This is a genomic window from Flavobacterium glycogeni (assembly GCF_048286775.1).
GTDB lineage: Bacteria > Bacteroidota > Bacteroidia > Flavobacteriales > Flavobacteriaceae > Flavobacterium.
This window is the reverse complement of the sequence record NZ_JBLVPV010000035.1, coordinates 1-17834: the sequence shown is the minus strand read 5'-3', so window position 1 is coordinate 17834 and position 17834 is coordinate 1. Positions and strand designations below refer to the sequence as shown.

The window sequence follows — 17834 nt, the reverse complement described above, 5'->3', positions numbered from 1 at the left end:
ACTCACAACCCATAACTCATAACCTTTCTACTTAAACAAATTATCCATTCCTGGAATCATTGGCATATCCATTTTTGCAACAGCATCAAGTTCAGCTTCATTTACTTTAGTAGCTTTTTCGATAGCTTTATTTAATACCAAAATCATATAATCTTCTAATTGCTCTTTGTCTTCCAGCAAGGAGTCGTCAATAGTAATTGATTTAATAGATCTATTGGCAGTCAGTGTCACTTTCAATAAACCATCGGTACTTTGTTCCTCTACAAGAACGGTGTCTAAACGTTTTTTGGTGTCTTCTATCTTTTGTTGGGTTTCTTTAAGTTTGCCCATCATTCCCATTAAATCCATGTTTTAATTTTTTTAAATTAATTGAATTACAAAATTAGTATATTGCATAGTTATATTCAACAAAATATTCATGAAAAATAGACTTATCCTAACTTCTCTTTGTGTTATTTTTGCAACTTCATTTACTAATACAAAAGCACAACAAATGTTAAAAAATAGTCCAATTCCAGTAGCTAAAATAATTCCTAAAGCATTAGAAAAACATAATGAGACAAGAATTGATAATTACTTCTGGTTAAATGACAGAGAAAATCCTGAAGTTATTGATTACCTGAATAAAGAGAATGAGTATTATCATAAAATGACGGATCACACCAAAGATTTTCAAAAAGAATTGTTTGAGGAAATGAAAGGAAGAATTAAGGAAGATGATCAATCCGTTCCTTATTTATACAATGGCTATTACTATATCACTCGTTTTGAAAAGGGGAAAGATTATCCTATTTATTCTCGAAAGAAGGAAAGCCTTTCGGCAAAAGAAGAGATTATGTTTGATTGTAATGAAATGGCCAAAGGGCATTCGTACTTTCAATTAGGAGGTTTGAGTGTGAGTCCGGATAACAAATTGGCTGTTTATAGCTTTGATATCGTTGGGCGACGAATTTACACCATTCAGGTAAAAAGTTTAGAAACAAATGAAGTTTTAGAGGATAAAATAGAAAAAGTTACTGGATCTGTGGTTTGGGCAAATGATAATAAAACCATTTTTTATTCCAGTCAGGACGAAGTTACTTTACGATCGGATAAGATTTTCAAACATAAATTAGGGACAAAATCTACAGAAGATGTTTTAGTTTATTTCGAAAAAGACGACACCTATAATGTTGAAATTGCTAAATCTAAGTCTAGAAAATATTTGGCAATTGAATCTGGAAGTACACTGACAACAGAATATAGAATTCTAAATGCAGACAATCCTGATGGAGAATTTGAAATTTTTCAAAAACGAATTCGAGGTGTAGAATATAGCATTAATCATTACAAGGATAGTTTTTATATAATGACCAATGCGGACAAGGCTGAAAATTTCAAATTGATGAAAACCCTTGAAACGGCTACGTCAAAAGAGAATTGGACAGAAGTCATTGGGCATAGAAAAGAGGTACTGCTGGAAGATATTGAAATTTTCGCCAACTATTTAGTAGTCGAAGAACGTTCTAATGGATTGAATAAAATCAGGATTATGCCTTGGAGTGGAGAAGGGGGATATTATTTGCCTTTTGAAAGTGAAACCTATACCGCATATACGACAACCAATGTAGATTTTGAAACAGAAATCTTGCGTTACGGATACCAATCTTTGGCAACACCATCGTCTATTATTGATTTCAATATGAGGACCAAAGAGAAGGAAATTAAAAAAGAGCAACAGGTTCTTGGAGGCAAATTCGATAAAAATAATTATACAGAAGAACGCGTTTGGGCTACAGCAGGAGATGGGACCAAAGTGCCAATTTCTATGATTTACCGAAAAGAGTTAAAAAAAGACGGAAAAAATCCATTGCTTCAATATGCTTATGGGTCTTATGGACACTCCATGGACGCTACTTTTTCTTCTACGAGACTGACGTTATTAGACAGAGGGTTTATATATGCCATAGCACACATTCGCGGTGGCGAAGATTTAGGAAGACAATGGTATGACGATGGGAAATTATTAAAAAAGAAAAATACGTTTACTGATTTTGTTGATTGTTCAAAATTTTTAATAGATCAAAAATACACTTCGCCCGAACATTTATATGCCGAAGGTGGTTCAGCCGGAGGATTATTGATGGGAGTTGTCGTGAATATGGCGCCTGAATTATATCATGGAATTATAGCGCAAGTTCCTTTTGTGGATGTAATGACCACCATGCTTGATGATAGTATCCCACTTACTACAGGTGAATATGATGAATGGGGAAATCCAAACAAAAAGAAATATTACGATTACATGCTGTCTTATTCCCCTTACGATAACGTAAAAAAGCAAAACTATCCTAACATGTATGTTTCTACCGGTCTTCATGATTCTCAGGTACAATATTGGGAACCAGCGAAGTGGGTCGCAAAATTAAGAACTTTGAAAACAAATGATACGGTTTTATATCTAGATACAAATATGGACGCAGGTCACGGTGGAGCTTCTGGAAGGTTTGAAGCCATTAAGGAATTAGCAAAGGAATTCAGTTTTTTATTAGATTTAGAAGAAATTAAAAAGTAATTAGAATTTTTTTGTTAAATTTGCAACGTTCGTGGCTAAATTAAAAGTTGACCACGACTAACTATTTTTTTATGAAAAAAGAAATAAACGCTTACAATAATGTCTTAGAATTAATAGGTAATACTCCACTTATTAAGCTAAATAAAGTCACCGAAGAGTTAGAAGGTAATTTCTACGCAAAAGTAGAAGCTTTTAATCCGGGGCATTCCTCAAAAGACAGAATAGCATTATATATTATAGAAGAAGCCGAGAAGAGAGGGATTTTATCTCCAGGTGATACCATAATTGAGACGACATCTGGTAATACTGGTTTTAGTTTGGCGATGGTAAGTATCATAAAAGGATATAATTGTATTCTGGCGGTTAGTTCTAAGTCTTCTAAAGATAAAATTGACATGTTACGTAGTTTGGGAGCAAAAGTTTATGTTTGTCCTGCACATGTATCCGCTGATGATGAACGTTCGTATTATAATGTTGCCAAGCGTTTGCACGAAGAAACAAAAGGTTCTGTTTATATCAATCAATATTTTAACCAATTGAATATTGATGCACATTATAAATCTACAGGACCGGAAATTTGGAAACAAACTAACGGTAAAATAACGCACCTTGTCGCTTGTAGTGGAACTGGAGGAACGATTTCCGGAACTGCAAAATTCTTGAAAGAACAAAATCCTAATATTAGAGTTCTTGGAGTAGATGCTTTTGGTTCAGTACTAAAAAAATACCATGAGACCAGAGAATTCGATAACGATGAAATTTATCCTTACAGAATTGAAGGTTTAGGTAAAAACTTAATTCCATCAGCAACTGATTTTGATCTTATTGATAAGTTCATGAAAGTTACCGATGAAGAAAGCGCGCATGTTGCCAGAGAAATCACCAGAAAAGAGGGTTTATTTGTAGGATATACATCCGGAGCGGTAATGCAAGCCATAAAACAATACGCCGAAGAGGGAGAATTTGATGAAAACAGTAATGTTATTGCTATTTTTCCAGACCACGGTTCTCGTTATATGAGTAAGGTATTTAGTGATGACTGGATGAACGAACAAGGTTTCTTTGACAGTATCAACGAAGAAGAAGCTCAAAAAATTGAATTTATAAAATAGATTTTTTAGATTGTTAGATATTTTAGATTTTTAGACTATAAAAATCACCAAAACTCCAGAAAACTCTGGAGTTTTTTTGTTTTAATAATACGTCTACAAAAAAAAGACTCCAAAGCAGCGCCTTGAAGTCTTTATTATATTATTTTGGTCTGTATTCTTTTCTAAGAAAGTCTAACAATCTAAGAAGTCTATTCTTCTTCCATAGTATGATATACGTTCATCACGTCATCATCTTCCTCTATTTTTTCAATTAATTTCTCTACATCCGCTACCTGAGCTTCTGTAAGTTTCTTAGTGATTTGAGGAATTCTTTCAAATCCGGAAGAAAGAATTTCAAGACCTCTGTTTTCTAATTCTTTTTGAATAGTTCCAAAACTTCCAAAAGGAGCATATATTAAAATACCGTCTTCGTCTTCAAAAACCTCTTCAGCACCAAAATCGATTAATTCTAATTCTAATTCTTCAGGATCGATTCCGTTTGCCGGAATTCTAAAATTACACGTATGATCAAACATAAATTCAACCGAACCTTGTGTTCCCATAGTTCCATTGCATTTGTTAAAATAACTTCTAACATTGGCAACAGTTCTATTGTTGTTGTCAGTAGCCGTTTCAACTAGAATTGCAATCCCATGAGGCGCATATCCTTCAAATAAAACTTCTTTATAGTTGGCTGTGTCTTTATCGGTAGCTTTTTTAATGGCGCGCTCTACATTTTCTTTTGGCATGTTCACTGCCTTAGAGTTCTGGATAACGGCTCTTAATCTGGAGTTGGCATCAGGATTAGGACCGCCTTCTTTTACAGCCATTACAATATCTTTCCCAATTCGGGTAAATGCTTTGGCCATTGCCGACCAACGTTTCATTTTTCTTCCTTTTCTAAACTCAAACGCTCTTCCCATTTCTAATTTATTATTTTGAACTGCAAAAATACAGCTATTAGTTATTTTTTCAAAAATTTTTATCAATCAATTGGTACATTGTTTTTGTTCTTCTTAATTTTTGATAGAATCATTATTTATTCAGATTCTTATAATCGTTTATTATAGCAATTGCTTCTTCTAAATAGGGATTGTTTTTCACCTCTTTGATTTTATAGCGATTAATTTCCTGTTGAAAAACATCAAATTTTAATTTTTCCAAATCATAGGAATTATTCGAAATCGTACTGTTACTTTCGCTGTCTACAATCTTTTTGACTTTTTTCCAAAGCGAATCAATTTCATGAGTATCGTTGAATACATCTTTAAAAGTCAAGCGTGTTGGTTTTTTTGGATTGTTGTAAAGTGCATTTATCTGCTCGTTAGCCAAACTAATTTCATTAAAACGAGAGGCAGTTTTCACTCTTGAATAACTTAATTCGACTATTTTGGGGAAATAGTTTTTTGAAAACGGATTAAATCTGGCTTTTGTAGCTATCACATCATATTTCAAAGCTGTTTTAAAACTGATCTCCCGTTGGATTATACTGTCAAATAAAACCGGAAGCGCAATATCTGGAATAATTCCTTTTATTTGATGGCTGTCACCGGTAATTCGGTAGAATTTTTCAATGGTTAGTTTTACAAAATCTTGTTGATTATTTTCGTCCAATGGTAAAATGGTCTGCATAGAAGCTTTTCCCAATGATTTACTGCCAATAATGATCGCCCTGTTATAATCCTGCATTGAAGCTGCAAAAAATTCACTTGCCGATGCTGAATTTCCGTTGATTAAAAGTACGATTGGGCCATTATAAGCACTGCCACGATTGCTGTCTTTCAAAATGGTTTGCTTGTTTTTATTATTAACCAAAACAGATACAGGACCAATATCCAAAAACATTCCGGCTAATTTAATGGCTTCTTCCATCGATCCGCCACCATTGTTTTGAAGATCAATCACTAAACCTTCAACATTGTCTTTTTGAAGTTTCACGATTTCTTTGGCAACATCATCGGCACAGCCTTGAAAGGAGTATCCGTCAAAATTAGAATAAAAACTAGGAATATTAATGTAACCAATTTTTGTTTCCGCTTCGGCAATATAACTGAAAACAGCATTTTCAGTGGCTTTCATTACTTGCTTTCTGAGGAGTATGGATTGTATCGTTCCATTTTTTTTCTGAATGGTCAACTCAATTTCTATATTCGAATCGGAAAAAATCAATTCCCCAATTTTTTCTATTGAGGCACAGGAAACAGAATATTCATCTCCTTTAGTATTGGATACTTTTAGAATTACATCGTCTTTTTCAAACTTATCCGTTTTGGCCGCTGGACCACCCGGGACAATTTCTTGTATAATAATTTCCTCTTTTTCATTAAATCCAACATTCAATCCTAATGAAAGATTGTTCGTTGATAAACCCGACATAAAACTGGATTTGGCATCCATTGAAAAGTAATTAGAATGGGGGTCAAAATAGGTACAAAAAATATTCAAGAAATTATTTTGAAGGTCATTTTCTAATCTGTTTTTACCTTCAAGAATACTATTTACTTTGCATAAATTGGTATCAAATATTTTTGCTTTGGCAGTTTTTTCGAGTTTAGAAAAGTTCAAGACCAATGAATCTAAATTGGAACTTAACTTCGAAATGTCTTCCAGAATATCATACCGAATTCTCTTTTTCCAGACTCTTTCGATATCAGTTAAAACCAAATCAAAAGGGAAGTTTTTCTTCGAGAATTTAACGGAGTCATTCGTCGTATAATCAAAAGTCTCCTTTTGTATTTTTTCTAAAACTTTCTTCTTTCGGGTCAAAGCCAATTTATAAACAGCAACAAAATCATTCATAAAGGAACAATTGTTCTGTAAAATATAATTGTCCAGTTGGAGTCTATGTTCACATAGTTTTTGATATTCAATCATGGTGAATAAGTTTCGGTTAGAATCTAAAGCATCCACAAAGCTATCAAAAACAAAAACCGATAAACTGTCGTCTACCGGTTTTGGATGATAATGTTCACGTTGTATTAACGCATTTATTTTAGAAAGTGTTTCACAAGTTTTTGCTTCATTTTGACCAAAAAGTGAAAATGTTGTCAGCAACAATACAAGTGAAAGTTTCTTCATTTATTTTTATTTCTTGTAAAAAGGTGGTTTAACCACTTTCGCAGGAACATCATTTTTACGGATTCTGATAAAAATTTCGCTGTCCAAAGCACTGTGTTCCGTTGTTACGTAACCCATACCAATTCCTTTATTCATGGATGGAGACATTGTTCCCGAAGTTACAATTCCGATTACATTTCCTGAAGCATTCACAATTTCATAATCATGTCTTGGCACCGCACGTTCCAGCATTTCAAAAGCGACTAATTTTTTAGTAACTCCTGCTTCTTTTTGTTTTTTCAGATTTTCAGAATTGGTGAATTCTTTAGTAAATTTTGTAATCCATCCCAAACCAGCTTCTAATGGAGAAGTCGTGTCGTTGATGTCATTTCCGTATAAACAAAAACCCATTTCTAATCGCAACGTATCACGAGCCGCAAGTCCAATTGGCTTGATACCAAAAGCCGCACCTGCTTCAAAAACTTTAGTCCAAATTTGTTCTACTTCTGAATTTTTACAATAAATTTCAAAACCTCCGGAACCAGTATATCCTGTAGCCGAAATAATTACGTTTTCGATACCGGCAAAATCACCAACTTCAAAATGGTAATACGGAATCGCAGATAAGTCTTTTGATGTCAAGGATTGCATCGCTTCAACCGCTTTTGGCCCTTGAATCGCCAATAATGAATAATCATCCGAAAGGTTTTTCATATCCACACCCAAATCATTATGAGCCGAAATCCAATCCCAATCCTTGTCAATATTCGAAGCATTTACTACTAATAAATACTGCTCGTCTTTCATTTTATAAACAATCAAATCGTCTACAATTCCACCGTCATTGTTCGGTAAACAAGAATATTGCGCTCTTCCGATGGTCAAAGTCGAAGCATCATTCGAAGTCATTTTTTGAATCAAAGCCAATGCATTTGGACCCGTAAGCAAGAATTCACCCATGTGAGAAACGTCAAAAACACCCACGGCATTGCGCACCGTTTCATGTTCCGCATTCACTCCTTCATATAAAATTGGCATATTGTATCCGGCAAACGGAAGCATTTTTGCTCCCAAACTCTCGTGTATGTGCGTAAGCGCAGTATTTTTCATTGTGTTTTTATATAAAATTTGAAGTCGCTAATTTATTGATTTTATTTCGGGTGACAAAGTCCGAGCAAAGCAAAGTTTAAACTTTCAAACGTTTTCGTTCAATCTCGTACTGTAGGATTTATAACAATTATTTTTAGGAGCTATCCCGATAGCTATCGGGACCTGCTATTCGCTCTATCTTTATTTAAAGCTTCCAGCCTTCAAAAGGCTGGAAGCTTTAAATAAAGGATGCCGCTGCAAACGAAGTTCACTGAACTCCTATAAAAATAAAAGTTTAGTGAAGTAATCAGGGCTAGGGATTTTTGGTACAATTAACGAATTTGTTTGATATTAAATCCGTAATTTTAAATAAACAAATTTCCATGACGAATCCCATTTACATCTACCAAAAAGAAATCCTGAAACGCTATAAAAAACCAAATGAACATACCCACAAAGGAATTCAGGGACACGCTTTAATCATTGGCGGAAGTTATGGGAAAATTGGAGCAGTGAGTTTGTCTGCCAAAGCGTGTTTAAAAACCGGTTGCGGATTAGTCACCGTTTTCATTCCCAAATGTGGTTACGATATTCTGCAAACCGCCATTCCCGAAGTCATGGTTCTCACAGACAATCAGGAAAAATTAATCTCTAATATTACTTTCGATTTTACACCGAAAGCCATCGGAATTGGTCCCGGTTTAGGTCAGGCAGTTGAAACCCAAAATGCATTGCATCAGTTTTTAAAAACAAATAAAACGCCTTTAGTAATCGATGCCGATGCGTTGAATATTTTATCCCAAAACAAAAAATGGCTCTCTTTAGTACCGCCCAAAACTATCTTAACGCCTCATCCCAAAGAACTGGAACGATTGATCGGGAAATGGGATTCCGAAGAAGAAAAAATGAGTATGGCAATCTCTTTTTCAAAACAATATCAAGTTATAATCGTAATGAAAGGTGCACCAACCCGAATTATAGATGGAGAAACTGTCTATGAAAACACTACGGGAAATGCGGCTCTCGCAACCGCAGGAAGTGGCGATGTTTTGACGGGAATGATTGCCAGTTTACTAGCGCAATCCTATGAACCCATTAGTGCCGCAATTTTAGGGGTTTACCTCCACGGATTAACGGCTGATATTGCGTTGCCTGAAACCGGTTATCAATCCTTTATCGCTTCAGATGTTATTGCGAATATTGGAAAAGCCTTTTTGAGTTTAGAAAGTTGAGATATTCTCTAAAATAACTACTTTTAAGAATTCAATGATTAGAAAATACTCATGCAATATGAAAAAAATTAAATTACTGTTCTTCGTTTTTATTCTTATTTCTTGTTCTCCAAAAAACAAAATCATGGAGGGAGATTTAGCTTTTAAATCGGTTGATATTTCTAATTATTATGGCTTAGATCAGAAGAGCATTGATAAGTTTGAAAAAGAACTTGATAGTATGCGTCAAATTAAAAATCCTAGTGTAAATGATGTATCTGTTTTAAATTATTTCGATGCTTTAAAAAAGTACAATGTAATAAAGTCACCTTGGATTAGGCTCAAAATAAAAGACTCAATCAGAAAAGTTTATTTAAAAGAGAATGATTTTAAAAAATTAAAGAATTATAATTCAAATGATTTGATTTTAAATAATAAAAAAGTAGCCCTAAAAATGAACATTGAAACTAGAGGGAACAAAATTTATTATTGCAAAGAGTTAATTTCTGTAAAAGAAGTTTATGGTGAAACTTACACCAGTAAGTAATAATATAATTTCCCGTTTTAGTAATTACTAATACAAAATCAAACTTACTTATTTGTAAGTTTGTATCCAAGCAAAATTGCTTTATCCAATTCGATTATGGAAAAAACACCCCATCTTAGAACCGTAAATGTTACGCGATACATCACTCCGTTGCGGGAAGGCGGTTCTTTGCCTGCACTCGCTGAAGCCGATGATGATTTTAAATATGTATTGAAATTCAAAGGTGCCGGACACGGCGTAAAAGCCTTAATAGCCGAATTAATAGGCGGTGAAATTGCCCGTGTTTTAAATCTAAAAATGCCGGAACTCGTTTTCGCAAATCTCGACGAAGCTTTTGGACGTTCAGAAGGCGATGAAGAAATTCAGGACTTGCTTCAAGGCAGTCAGGGACTCAATTTGGCATTGCATTATTTATCTGGAGCCATAAATTTTGATCCTGTTGTCACTTTGGTAGACCCAAAACTAGCTTCTCAAATTGTTTGGCTGGATGCTTTTATTACAAACGTGGACAGAACGTTTAGAAACACTAATATGTTGATTTGGCATAAAGAATTATGGCTGATCGATCATGGTGCCAGTCTTTATTTTCATCATTCGTGGACCAATTGGGAAAAGCACGCACAAAGTCCTTTTGCACTGATAAAAGCCCATGTATTGTTGCCTCAGGCTTCCTTGTTACCGGAAACAGATGTACTATTCAAAAAAATATTGACGAAAGAGATATTACAGAATATCGTGGATCTTATTCCAGAAGTATGGCTAAATTGGGAAGATACCGATGAAACTCCGGAAGCCATTCGGGAAGTCTATTTCCAGTTTTTATCCATACGTTTGAACCATTCCGAAATTTTTATAAACGAAGCACAAAATGCAAGAGAAGCACTTATATGAGTATGCCGTAATCCGCGTTGTGCCAAGGGTAGAACGCGAAGAATTCCTCAATGTGGGTATTATTCTCTTTTGTAAAAAAGCGAAATTTATAAAAGTGCTCTGCTCAATGAACGAAGCCAAACTGCAACTATTTTCTGCCGATTTAGATTTGGAACAATTGCATTTAAACGTACAGGCATTTGAGAAAGTGGCGCATGGCGAAAAATCAGGTGGACCAATAGGACAATTTGATATTCCATCGCGTTTCCGTTGGTTGACAGCACTTCGCAGTTCCGCTATTCAAACCTCAAGACCACATCCGGGCTTGTGCGATGATTTGGAGCAAACAACGCAACGCTTGTTTGAAGAAATGGTATTGTAAATTATGACTGTCCGTTACTAATACCAAAAAAATAGTTCAATCTCTTAATTAAAAACTCAGAAAAATACTTTGTAAACCCTTGTAAATATTGAATTTAACAAAGAAAACAGTATGATTTTTAAACAGTGAGGTTTAGAGGTTAAGAGATGCTGGCTTTGTTCTATTTTAACAATGAGGTTTAGCTTTTTTTAGCAAAAAAATAAAGATATCAAGAGGTATTCACGATATTCAGTGATTTTTTTAGACTTTTTTGACAGCATTGACTCTTAAATCTCTTAATCTCATTGTAGATGATAGTAAAAAATAATCTAGGTAAGTTTAGCAGACAGTCATATTGTAAATAAATGAAAAGGAAAAACTATTGTGAAGTCATTTCACGCAAATAAAATACTTTTTTGCAGTCAACACTATAATCTATAAAAATTAAGGAACGCTGTTCAGGTGACGCGCAAGATGCATGCCCATACTAAAGCAAGCCTGAAGAAGATAGCCGCCAGTGGGCGCGTCCCAGTCCAGCATTTCGCCAATGCAATAGTGATGTTTTTTATTTTTAAATTGAAAATTTTCATCCACAGCATTCAGTTGAATACCGCCAGTTGTGGATATCGCATCGTTCAATAGGGCAGAGCCGGTGATTTCTAAGCTCAATTTTTTAATATTTTGTGCCAATAATTCCGGATTCAGGTAGGTTTCTTTCGAAAGGTATTTTTTCAAAAGCCCAATCTGCGCTGGGCTTAATTTAACTTCTTTTTGTAATGTTTCGCTAGTCTTTTTAAAAGTTGATTTTTTAATCTTTTGAAGCAAATCATCATAACGCAATGTTGGTTTCATATCCAGAAATACAGTCGCCTTTGGTTGGCTTTCAAGTTCCTTCCGAATTTGTGGACTAAGAGCATAAATGGCATTTCCTTCTAAACCAAAACGTGTGATAACCGCTTCGCCTTTTTGCCTTTTATTCAAACAGCTAATAGCAATGTTTTTAAGCGGACTGCCTTCATGTTCCGTGATGAAATCTTCCGGCCAGTTTACTTGATACGCACAATTTGATGATTGAAAAGGAACAATAGCAATATCTTGCTTTTCGAATAAATCAAGCCACGTACCATCAGAACCGGTGACCTTCCAGCTCCCGCCGCCGAGGGCAAAAATAGTATAGTCAGATTGTATTGCTGTATCAGCATTGAAAACGATAGCATCGTTGCTTGTCCAACCCGTCCAGGTGCGTTGGTATTGAATATCGACACCTTGTTTAGTCAAAACGTCCAGGATTGCGTTGAGTACTGTTATGGGTTTAATGCCATTTTCAGGATACACGCGTTTGCTACTGCCAATATAGGTTGGAATACCGATGGTATCAATCCAATTCCGAAAATCGTCATTGTCAAAATCAAGGAGTGCTTTTTCCAGAAAATGGGGTGGTGTATAGCGTGCTATGAGTTCAGCAATGGGTTCCGAATGGGTGAGGTTAAATCCCCCTTTTCCGGCCACCAGAAATTTTCTTCCCAGTGTTTTGTTTTTTTCGTAGATGGTAACCTTGAATTTCTGACAATCGAGTAATGCAGCGAGTATAAGTGCTGCGGGTCCTCCTCCAATAATTGAAACTGATTTCTTCACGCTGTAAAAATACGGTTTGTTTTACCCATTAACGCTGATATGGATTTTTATATTAGTTATTGTATTTGTAAAGCAAAAAAGGCTGTTCAAAATCATTTTGAACAGCCTTTTTTATAAAAGTACTACCGAACCTAATATTTTGCCGATTCTCCGGCTTTAGGCAAGGATTGTTTTATAAATTGTCTGATATCCTCGTTAGCGGATTCTAAATCTACTTTTCTTAGGTACATCATGTGCCCGCTTCTATAGCCTTTCCAGGACATTCTGTCTTTTAGTCTTCCGCTTGGGTCCATTTGCCACATGTTGTATTTCGAGTTGAAATAATCGCAGGCGCCGTCATAATATCCGGACTGAACCATTACATGCAAATACGGATTTTGCGCCATGGCTTGACGCAGGTTTTCTCCGGTTTTATCGTTTGAATCATCCCAAGGTCTCACGGAGCCAAACATATTGTATTTAAAGTCCGTTTTATAATTGAGATTGTTGCGCAAGTACATATTGATGGCAGGAGTAAAGGAGTGGAGCCAAGAAGTAAGTTCCGCATTAAAATCAGGTCCGTCACCAGCCGCTTTGCGGTCAATTCCTTTATAGCGGGAATCTAATCTTCCTACGGTAAACCCTTGATCGCGCAACAATTCTTTCCAGAAATAATCATAGGGAACATCTAAATTATTTTGCAAAACCACTTTTTCCGAAAGTCCGGAATAGCGTGCTATTTTAGTGGCCATTTCTTTTCTTTTTTGCTCGTCTAATGCGCCTCCTTTGCTTAATGCGGGTAGCAGTTCATTTATCGTAAAGTCTTCCACTTCCGGTAACATGGCTGTTAAATCTTTGTTCTGTAAATCAGAAGGCAGCATTTTGTGATACCAAGCCGTAGCGGCAAAATAAGGCAGTTTGAGTGCGGCTTCAGAAGCGATTCCGCGAGTGATTCCCAATTCAGTTGGCGATACCAAAATAACGCCGTTCAGATACATCCATTCGCTGTTTTGCAACTCGAGAGCAAGTCCGGAAACGCGTGTGGTACCATAACTTTCACCAATAAGATATTTTGGCGAAGCCCAACGATTGGTTCGGGATACAAACCCATTAATCCAATCGGCGAGGTATTTAATGTCGGCATTTACGCCAAAGAATTTAGTGGTTGGTATTTCTTTGCTCGTAGCTCTTGAATACGCGGTATTGACCGGATTTACAAAAACAATATCGGCAACATCCAAAATCGAATACGGATTTTCCTTGATTCCATAAGGCTGTAACGGATAGCCTTCATCATCAATATTGATTAAACTTGGACCGGTATACGCAATCTGCATCCAAACTGAAGCCGAACCTGGACCACCATTAAAGGAAATAACCAAAGGGCGGGCGGCACGATCTTTTACATCGGAGCGTTCGTAATACGTGTAAAATAAACCGGCAATTGCTTTTCCGTCTTCGTCCCAAACCGGCATCGTCCCAGTTGTAGCTTTATAGGGCACTTTTTGACCTTTGATAGTCGTAGTATGTTCCGTTACCACTTGCGAATCCGGGTTGAAAGTAAGATTTGCAGCTGAATTTTCTTCTTTTGGAGCGACAGGTGTTGCCGGTGTTTTTGGTGGTTGGGCATGCAAAGCCGTAAAAAATCCAACTAAGAGCAAGGATAGTACTGTTTTTTTCATAAAGAGATTGGTTTTGAGCTATTTCAATACTGTTTTTCTGATACAATTTTGACAGCACTAATATATTGTTTTTTAATAGAGTGACAAAAGCGGAAAGCAGAATAGTAATTTTCAAACCATGAAACCCTATTTGGGCGTAACCCCAAAGCAGAAAATTCCCTTTTCCATTCTTGTATCTGCAGCTTTGGGGTCGGGCTTTTGGCTGTATCTTTATTTTTTTTAAAGGAAAAAAAATAAAGGATGCCGCCGCAATCCCTTACGCGAGCTTCTCGAGTTTATTTGTCATTCCGACGAAGGAGGAATCTCAATAACGAGAGCGACTAATAGAAATTATTTTACCGGAGTGCTCATGCTAAAGGGATAAAGTCTATTCAAATAATTTTAATTTATGAAAAAGTATCTTGATAATTGCTAGATTTTATTTTCTTGAAATAACGTTTCCAATTGCTCGAGACAAGCGGTAATGCCTTGCTCAAAGCCCATTTCAATCATAGTTTCAATCTCTTTTTCACTTGTATAAAACATCTTGAATTCAACCAAAGTACCCGATTCTGTTTTTGCAAAAGCAATAGTTCCTGTAGAAACCGGCAAGGAAGCGTTTACAGTTCCCTCTTCATCACAAAAACTATCTTTGATTTCAAAGCTTAAATGTGGTGTTATGGCTGTATAGTCCATACGTCCCCAATGTTTTTCATTTTCAGGTCCCACCATAGCGTACAACCAATAACCGCCAACAGAAAAGTTCATCGTTTTGGTTTCGGCTTTCCAAGGTTTTGGTGCCCACCATTGTTCCAATAATTCACTTTCAGTATACGCACGCCAAACTTTTTCAAGCGGGGCACTAAATGTTCTGGATACAAGAATTGATTTTTCTTTTAAATCTTTTACAACAAGTGTTTTGGGAGTAGTTGCCATTTTATTTTGATTTAAGATTGATTACTACGGCTTAGTTCTATAAAGCACAGCATTTTAACTTATATTCCTTTTCAAACAAATAATTAAAATACCATCTTTGTGTAAAGGTTTACCATATAAGAAATATAAGACCATTTAAGTAGGTTGTAAAAAGCAATAACTTACAGATCCTTATATTTCTTATATGGTTAAAATTTAAATGCAGTTTATTTTAGTATATAGCCATTACTACTTGGTTTAATTGATTGAAGCGGTTGTCATTCCTTTTCTGTAGGAATGAAAAATGAACTATTAAAGTTAATTTATTTTACTCAAATGAACATCTAATTCATTAAAAATCAATTTATAAAGACTATCCAATCCTTTTTTCTAAAACAATAAATTCCAAAGGCTGTTCCGCAATTGCAATATGAACACCGCTTACCGGAAATGGTTCTCTTGCTCCAGTGTCAACATAACCGTTGCGCTTGTACCATGAAATTAATTCTTCCCGAACAGATATTACAGTCATTACAATTTTTGGTAATCCCAATGCCGAAGCATGAATTTCAGCCTGTTGCAATAATTTTTTTCCAACGCCACTATTTTGCAGCTCCGGCGAAACCGTCAGCATTCCTAAATACAATTGCTGCTCTTTTTCAATCAACAATACACAACCTATGATCTCATTGTTCTCCGTAAATTTCAGAATGGTATTTTTTGGGTCTTGAATCGTTTCTGTCAGTTCTTGTTCAGTAGTTCTGAGTCCTTCTAAAAGGTTGGCTTCAGTAGTCCACCCTTTTTTAGAGGATTCGCCTCGATACGCTGAATTGATTAATGTATTTAATTGTGAAATGTTCTCTAGTGTTGCTTTTGTAATCATGCGTAATAATCTTGTGTTTTTGTATTTGTGTTTTTCAAAGGTAGAAAAAAGGATAATACAATTGCATTTCCGGAACTATCGAACCGAGAGAAATTATTGATATCCGAGCGATTGGGTTGAACGTCTCAATATCTCGTGGATACAAAGATTCAATCCCAAAAATAACAGTAATTATGTAAGTAAAATCAAGAATTATGCAACAACTCTCCAAAGTATTACTCCTAATTTTGTGTCTAACAATTTAAAGATAGCACAATGAAAAAGCGAAGTATGTTACTCGTCTTAGTTTTAAGCATCGGATTATTTGCAACCTCTTGTAGTGATGACAATGAAGGGGAAACTCTAGCTCCTCTAGCCGGAAAATGGAATATTACCAAAGTAGGTTCTACTGTCTCAGGACAAGAAATTTTGATTGATCCGCCACAAAATGAAAGTGGCTGCGCTAAAGATTATCTTGAGCTCAAACTTGATAATACGGCTACAGAAGGAGATTATGATTCATCTGTTAGTGCATGTGCGTTGGAAACTAATGCAGGAATTTATTCTAGGTCCCATAATAATTTAACAACAGTTATTGATGGTGTCACTACAACTAAAGACATTGTTAATCTTACGCTTAGTGAATTAAAGGTAAAAGATGCTAATGGTGCCATTATAGTGTATACTAGAAACTAATTTTTTCTTAGCGCAAAAAGCCTAAATTTTTAAAGGTTGCGCATAAAAACGGAAATAACTTTTAAGAGTTGTTTCCGTTTTTTTTTGGACTGAACTCCCGTTGCAACCGACAAGCATAAAATGCGGAGAATGAAAAGTTAAGAGACTTTTATGGAATTTACGTTTTAATATCACGATTGTCAAATTGAGTCAAAGATGCTTGTCTTTACGACAAATTTTTAGGCTCGCCGACACAATTTATGAAACGAGGATTGTTAACCTATAGGAAATTAAAAAAGGTACAAATCGCTTCTTTCTTTTGGTGAAATAATTATACTTTTAATAGATAAATAAATTTATAGTGCATTGATAATCAGTATATTTGATTATTGAATAAAAAATTTTTTTTACCTTTGAATAAAGAAAACGTACAATAATTTAATATATATAGTTATGAAAAATTTAAATATTATTTGGGTAATAGTGATGGCATGTGTACTAAACATAGCGCCTATATTCGGGCAATCCATCGCTAAAAAGAATAAAATTATTGCCGACAGCAAAACAGCAAAGGCGGAGTTCATTAAAAGTGACCCGCTGATGAAAGCGCTTTTTGAAAAAGCGTCTGGCTATGTCATCTTTCCCAATGTTGGAAAGGGAGGAATCGGAATTGGAGGAGCAGCCGGCAACGGGGTTGTTTATGAACAGAACAAGAGGATAGGCATGGCAAAGTTGACGCAAGTGAGCATAGGATTCCAAGCCGGTGGACAAGCATATCGGGAGGTGATATTTTTTGAGTCAAGAAAGGAATTGGAACGGTTTAAAGAGAGCAAATTCGAGTTTTCCGCACAAGCTTCCGCAGTAGCCGTAACGGAAGGCGCCTCAGCAAATGTAAAATATACGGATGGCGTGATGGTGTTCACCATGCAGAAGGGTGGACTCATGTACGAGGCATCGATCGGCGGACAGAAGTTTAAATTTAATAAATTGTAGCACTCTTTTTACTGGTGAAAACCAAGAAATCTGGTTTTCAACTGCGGGACGTTCGTCTTCAATGCCATTAAGTTAAGGTTTCGTCAGTTCGTCCCGACGCTTCGGGAGAGTAGCAATTTGCGATAGAAAATTGCTGCGAAGTATCGAGAACTTTTTATAATAAAGGCTTCTCGATACAATTTTAAACATTAAAGCTGTCGCATTATTGTTTAAAATTACTACCATTGACGTTTTTATATTTCAACCAGTTGCATGTTTAATTCAATAGCTTTTTTTGTAAGAAATTTAATTTGTTGTTCTTTTTGTTTTTGCAAATAAATTTCAACTCCTTTTT

General features: G+C 35.6%; 16 protein-coding genes. 8 read left to right on the top strand and 8 right to left on the bottom strand.

Annotation, left to right across the window (positions count from 1 at the left end; genetic code table 11):
• Window positions 1-27 precede the first annotated feature (27 nt).
• Entirely contained in the window at window positions 28-348 is a 321-nt protein-coding gene (locus ACNQGX_RS17465) for a YbaB/EbfC family nucleoid-associated protein (RefSeq protein ID WP_417978426.1), read from the bottom strand.
• 70 nt (window positions 349-418) lie between these two features.
• Between ACNQGX_RS17465 and ACNQGX_RS17460 the strand changes: the two genes are divergently transcribed.
• Window positions 419-2554, top strand: coding sequence for a S9 family peptidase (locus ACNQGX_RS17460; RefSeq protein WP_417978424.1), 2136 nt, complete (start codon window positions 419-421; stop codon window positions 2552-2554).
• Between the two features lie 71 nt (window positions 2555-2625).
• Window positions 2626-3666 (top strand): cysteate synthase, encoded by a 1041-nt coding sequence (locus ACNQGX_RS17455; RefSeq protein WP_417978422.1) that lies wholly within the window; start codon window positions 2626-2628, stop codon window positions 3664-3666.
• Window positions 3667-3854: 188 nt separating this feature from the next.
• Here the strand turns inward: ACNQGX_RS17455 and ACNQGX_RS17450 are convergent, their stop codons facing one another.
• The 3 genes from ACNQGX_RS17450 to gcvT all read right to left on the bottom strand — a co-directional run bounded on the left by ACNQGX_RS17450 (window position 3855) and on the right by gcvT (window position 7812).
• The gene (locus ACNQGX_RS17450; protein ID WP_131995270.1) at window positions 3855-4568 is read right to left on the bottom strand and encodes a YebC/PmpR family DNA-binding transcriptional regulator; all 714 of its coding nucleotides are present in this window, start codon (window positions 4566-4568) and stop codon (window positions 3855-3857) included.
• Window positions 4569-4680: 112 nt separating this feature from the next.
• Complete coding sequence (locus ACNQGX_RS17445; protein ID WP_417978420.1) at window positions 4681-6723, bottom strand: S41 family peptidase; 2043 nt, start codon at window positions 6721-6723, stop codon at window positions 4681-4683.
• 6 nt (window positions 6724-6729) lie between these two features.
• The gene (gcvT, locus tag ACNQGX_RS17440) at window positions 6730-7812 is read right to left on the bottom strand and encodes a glycine cleavage system aminomethyltransferase GcvT (protein WP_417978417.1); all 1083 of its coding nucleotides are present in this window, start codon (window positions 7810-7812) and stop codon (window positions 6730-6732) included.
• Between the two features lie 362 nt (window positions 7813-8174).
• Here gcvT and ACNQGX_RS17435 point away from each other — a divergent pair, with 362 nt between their 5' ends.
• From ACNQGX_RS17435 to ACNQGX_RS17420, 4 genes are all read left to right on the top strand, one after another.
• Entirely contained in the window at window positions 8175-9023 is an 849-nt protein-coding gene (locus ACNQGX_RS17435; RefSeq protein WP_417978415.1) for an NAD(P)H-hydrate dehydratase, read from the top strand.
• 124 nt (window positions 9024-9147) lie between these two features.
• Complete coding sequence (locus ACNQGX_RS17430; RefSeq protein WP_417978413.1) at window positions 9148-9549, top strand: hypothetical protein; 402 nt, start codon at window positions 9148-9150, stop codon at window positions 9547-9549.
• Between the two features lie 96 nt (window positions 9550-9645).
• A complete protein-coding gene (locus tag ACNQGX_RS17425; protein ID WP_417978411.1) occupies window positions 9646-10440 on the top strand; it encodes a HipA family kinase in 795 nt (264 codons plus the stop codon).
• Window positions 10418-10801 (top strand): DUF3037 domain-containing protein, encoded by a 384-nt coding sequence (locus tag ACNQGX_RS17420; protein ID WP_417978409.1) that lies wholly within the window; start codon window positions 10418-10420, stop codon window positions 10799-10801. The genes ACNQGX_RS17425 and ACNQGX_RS17420 overlap by 23 nt, the downstream gene beginning before the upstream one ends.
• 423 nt (window positions 10802-11224) lie before the next feature.
• Here ACNQGX_RS17420 and ACNQGX_RS17415 read toward each other — a convergent pair whose 3' ends face one another.
• The 4 genes from ACNQGX_RS17415 to ACNQGX_RS17400 form a co-directional block, all read right to left on the bottom strand.
• On the bottom strand, window positions 11225-12415 hold the full coding sequence (locus ACNQGX_RS17415) for a BaiN/RdsA family NAD(P)/FAD-dependent oxidoreductase (RefSeq protein ID WP_417978406.1): 1191 nt from the start codon (window positions 12413-12415) through the stop codon (window positions 11225-11227).
• A gap of 131 nt (window positions 12416-12546) precedes the next feature.
• A complete protein-coding gene (locus tag ACNQGX_RS17410; protein WP_417978404.1) occupies window positions 12547-14076 on the bottom strand; it encodes a S10 family peptidase in 1530 nt (509 codons plus the stop codon).
• 411 nt (window positions 14077-14487) lie between these two features.
• Window positions 14488-14991, bottom strand: a complete 504-nt coding sequence (locus tag ACNQGX_RS17405) for an SRPBCC family protein (protein WP_417978402.1) — start codon at window positions 14989-14991, stop codon at window positions 14488-14490.
• A gap of 352 nt (window positions 14992-15343) precedes the next feature.
• Window positions 15344-15853 (bottom strand): GNAT family N-acetyltransferase, encoded by a 510-nt coding sequence (locus tag ACNQGX_RS17400; protein WP_417978400.1) that lies wholly within the window; start codon window positions 15851-15853, stop codon window positions 15344-15346.
• Between the two features lie 270 nt (window positions 15854-16123).
• Between ACNQGX_RS17400 and ACNQGX_RS17395 the strand changes: the two genes are divergently transcribed.
• Window positions 16124-16528, top strand: coding sequence for a lipocalin family protein (locus ACNQGX_RS17395; protein WP_417978398.1), 405 nt, complete (start codon window positions 16124-16126; stop codon window positions 16526-16528).
• A gap of 432 nt (window positions 16529-16960) precedes the next feature.
• Window positions 16961-17500, top strand: a complete 540-nt coding sequence (locus tag ACNQGX_RS17390; protein ID WP_131915836.1) for a lipid-binding SYLF domain-containing protein — start codon at window positions 16961-16963, stop codon at window positions 17498-17500.
• The last annotated feature ends 334 nt before the right edge of the window (window positions 17501-17834 follow it).